General features: G+C 71.8%; 3 protein-coding genes. All 3 read left to right on the forward strand.

The features are described 5' to 3' along the window. Nucleotides 1-67 precede the first annotated feature (67 nt). The 3 genes from LJE69_RS04655 (at nt 68) to LJE69_RS04665 (ending at nt 2,667) form a co-directional block, all read left to right on the forward strand. On the forward strand, nt 68-448 hold the full coding sequence (locus tag LJE69_RS04655; protein ID WP_296921984.1) for a thermonuclease family protein: 381 nt from the start codon (nt 68-70) through the stop codon (nt 446-448). A gap of 567 nt (nt 449-1,015) precedes the next feature. Beyond that, nucleotides 1,016-1,321, forward strand: coding sequence for a histidine kinase (locus tag LJE69_RS04660; protein ID WP_296921986.1), 306 nt, complete (start codon nt 1,016-1,018; stop codon nt 1,319-1,321). 548 nt (nt 1,322-1,869) lie between these two features. Further along, nucleotides 1,870-2,667 carry a DNA adenine methylase gene (locus LJE69_RS04665; RefSeq protein ID WP_296921988.1) on the forward strand — a complete coding sequence of 266 codons (798 nt, stop codon included), beginning with the start codon at nt 1,870-1,872 and terminating at the stop codon, nt 2,665-2,667. Nucleotides 2,668-3,891: the final 1,224 nt, after the last annotated feature.

The following is a 3,891-nucleotide window of genomic DNA, read 5'->3' on the forward strand; positions in this document are numbered from 1 at the left end:
CACATCCTGAACCCCCCAACCTCCGGCCGAGACCTGCACCGTCAGCAGCATCTACGACGGCGACACCATGCGCGCGACCTGCGATGGCGAGAAGATCAAGATCCGCCTGCACTGCATCGACGCCCCGGAGATGGCCCAGCGTCCCTGGGGCCGCGAGAGCCGCGACTACCTGCGCCGCATCACCCCCGCAACCATCCGGCTGCGGCGCCTGGACCGCGACCGCTACGGTCGCATCGTCGGCGAGGTCTACAGCGGCACCGACACCGCCGGCCGCGAGCCGCTGAACCTGGCCATGGTCAGCGCCGGGCAGGCGGCGGTGTACCGGCGCTACTGCAGCGATGGGCGCTATCTGGATGCCGAGCGGCGGGCGCGGGATGCGGGGCGCGGCGTCTGGGCGCGCAGCGGGGAGCAGCAGCAGCCGTGGGTGTGGCGGCACGCCAAGCGCTGAGCTGGACGCTCAGCAACCGAGCCATGCCCAGTCCGCGGCAATCCGACCCCCGCCCGCGCCAGGTCCTCGCCGCAGTCGGCCGCGGCTACCCCGACGCCTGGGCGCAGGCCGACCGCCTGCGCGCCGGCCGTGGCGGCGACTTCCCCGACTGGCCCGACTGGTGCTTCCTGCCGCTGCAGGGCATCCAGGCCATCATCGGCCCCGGCAGCCTCGCCGACGCCCTGGCACACCTACCGCATCGGCGAAGGCCGCACCGGCCGCAAGTTGCGCTGGATAGCGCCAATCGCCGTGCACCTCGACGACCCCGCCGCGCTGCCGGCGACCGTGCGGCGGGTCGACTGAGCGCGTCAACCGGCCCTTTCCCCTGCGCATGCGCCGGCTGCAGCCGACCCAATCACCCCGACCCCGCCATCACCGCCACCCCCGCGTGCGCAAACCCACCCGCGCCCGTGTAAACAATCCTGGCGAGCGGCGTGGAGTCATCCAAATCGTCATGGCGGTTGGGGGAGGTGTCCCGTAGCATGCGGGGTCACAGACCCAAGCCGCGAGCCCGCCCCAGCACCCGCCATGCCGTATCCCGGCGTCAACATCCCCGCGCCCACCACGCCCGAGGCCGATTACTGGCTCACCGCCGGCATCGCCGTCTTCCACGGCTCAACGGCCGCCGCCGACTTCCCCCCGCTCGACGCCCCCCAGGCCCAGCGCTACTGGCTTGGCGGCTTCGGCGCCGCCTGGGCCGAGTGCCCGCGCGACGCGGACGGCTGGTGCGCCCAGCCGCTGGACGTCGCCCTCATGCTCGCGCTCGTGGGGCGGGGCGAGCTGCTGGCGCAGGTCTGTAGTGGCCACGGCTCGCCGATGTGCACAATGCATTGACCGCCTTTGCCGGCCGTTCAGTCCCCGTCCAACAAGTCGACGATTGCAGCGATCGCGCCGACGGTCACAAGACCGAGGCCCGCGATGCCAACGGCACCGAGAACAACCGGATTTGCAGCGGCCGCCGCCCCAAGTGCGGCGCTCAGCCCGGGACTGGCACCAGCCGACGCTCCGGCCGCCCAACCCAGGCCGCTGCTGACCGACGCTCCGGCGGACGTCAAAACACCGGTTGCTGCTGAGCCCGCCAGGCCGCCAATGGTGGCGCCTACGGGCGCGGTCAGGTTCTTCGCGCCCTCGCGCAAGGCGTCACGAACCGGCTCGATCGAGCCTGCCACATCCGCAATGTTTTTCAGATCGCTTGCGTCCTAGGATTCTGCTCCCGCCCCGCGTGAGGGTCTTCTAATGAAAACAGTGCCCGCACACCAAGGATGGAAAAGCGGCGAGCGTTCCACGCTGGGAGTTTGCGACATTTGCCGTAGGAATCCGCCTACACATGCCCTCGTACGTCATCACGGGTCCGCCCGTTGATACCACCGCCGTTTCCGTCGATGGTGGCCATCACCAGCAGACACGACGAGGGCGGCGCGATGGCCTACAACGGCGGCAAGGCGGGCAGCGGCACGACGCAACGGCTCATCAACCTGATGCCGCCGCACCGGCGCTACGTCGAGCCCTTCTTGGGCGCAGGGGCGATCCTCAAGGCCAAGCGGCCCGCGCCGGGCCTCAACCTCGGCATCGAGGCCGACGCCGCCGTGATCGCCGAGCACTGGGGCGGCGGTGACCCTGGAGCCACCGACGGCGCCGGCGAGGCGATGCCGCAGCACCGCACCATCGTGCACGGCGATGGGCTACAGCACCTGCAAGAACGCCACTACGGCACCGACACCCTCATCTACTGCGACCCGCCGTATCTGCGCGAGACGCGCACCAGCACCCGCGATCTGTACCGCTACGAGTTCACCGAGCCCGACCACCGCGCCCTGCTCGCCGCGATCCGCGACCAGGCCGCCGCCGGCGCGCTGGTCATGCTCTCCGGCTACCACCCCAAGCTCTACGCCCGCGAACTGCGCGACTGGCACCTGACCACCTTCGGCAGCATTACCCGCCGCGGCATGGCCCTGGAGCACCTCTGGTGCAGCTTCCCGCCGCCCGTGGAACTGCACGACTACCGCTTCCTCGGCGACGACTACCGGGAGCGCGAGCGGATCCGGAAGAAGGTCCGCCGCTGGACCGCGAAGCTCCGCGACATGCCGCGGCTGGAGCGCCAGGCCCTGCTCGCGGCGCTGGCCGAGGTGGACGCCGAGGCCGACGCCGCCGCCGACTGCGACCGGCGCGCCGCCGCGTAGCTGCTCACCCCGCCAGGACCGGCGAGGACCGCCGGCGGGCACCGCCAGGCACGGCTCGGCCCGATCGCGATCGGCCACCGACAGCCGCGGCGGGGCCAGCTGACACCGCCGGCGCCGGCGGTGGCACCCGGTGCAGCCCGGCGCTCGACCGACGCTCCGCTGCCGTCCCTGGCTTATCGTCCGCGCGCGTCCTGCGCGCGGCGCGACCGCCTGTCCAGCCCTCGACCGACGTGCCGGTGCTGCCTTTTGTGCTCCCGCTTCCGGTCGGACACCAGTTCGCGCGGCTACTCGACGCCCGGCGACGCGGCGCGCAACAGGCCAGTACCGCCAGCCGGGTGCCGCCGGCCAGGCGCCGCGAGCGACGCCTAGAGGTCCTCGCCGCTGCTGAAGAGCATGGGGAGACCAGGCCGCGCGTGCTGCACGCTCGGTGCACCAGGCCGCCCGCCGTCCGTTCACGCGCGCTTTTCAAGCCGTGCATCCAGCGCGGCCGCACCCTGTCGCCAGTGCAGTCGGCGGCAACGTGGGGGAGCGCCAGACGGTGGAGCGACACCGCCCGCGAATAGCGGGCCGTGTCGAGCCATGCGGATCTCCGGGACGTCGCAACGCGTCTAGGTCGGGTTAGCGCAGCGTAACCCGACGTTGGACGTCGGTAAGCCGTTGATTGTCGGGTTACGCTATCGCTAACCCGACCTGCAATGCGCTCGACGTCGGCCGTGCGAGCAATATTTGCCCGGTCTCTTCAGCGTCGACGCGGACCCGCGCGGCGCTCCAGCGCCGGGTCGGCCGCGCCGCCGGGACGGCCCGCGAGGCGGACCAAGCGCTCGCCGGCGGCCGCCGCGCCCACGGGCGGATTCAGAGGCCGGGGATCCATTGCGGCGCCGGGGCGCCGCAACGATCGGGGGCACGGCGACAGCGCCCTGATCGTTGTCGGTCTGAGGCAACGCCTCGCTAGGGTGTCCTCAGGACATCTGTCGCCGCGACAGAGGCTTGCATGCGTATCGGCGCCCTGACGCCGCGTGCCCGGCATCGAGCCGGGCGCGCGGCGAGCCGGCTGGAAGCCGGCGCTCTCAAGGGGCTGTGCGGATGGCGAGCGGCCTGGCGTGGCGCAATTCGTGGGGATGCCTGTCGCGCCGGGGACGGCGCTCCCTCGGGCGCGGACGGAGTCATTATGGAGCCGGCGTATCACCTGGCCCGAATTCCGTCGAAAAGCGTGCCAAACAGGCC

Origin of the sequence: Thiohalocapsa sp. (assembly GCF_022340605.1) — a bacterium.
Taxonomy (GTDB): Bacteria; Pseudomonadota; Gammaproteobacteria; order Chromatiales; family Chromatiaceae; genus Thiohalocapsa.

Excerpts from the sequence above, each read along its gene's own strand:
- LJE69_RS04655 (WP_296921984.1), top strand. The coding sequence starts at position 68 with ATGCGCGCGACCTGCGATGGCGAGAAGATCAAGATCCGCCTGCACTGC.
- LJE69_RS04665 (WP_296921988.1), top strand. The coding sequence starts at position 1,870 with ATGGTGGCCATCACCAGCAGACACGACGAGGGCGGCGCGATGGCCTAC.
- LJE69_RS04660 (WP_296921986.1), top strand. The coding sequence starts at position 1,016 with ATGCCGTATCCCGGCGTCAACATCCCCGCGCCCACCACGCCCGAGGCC.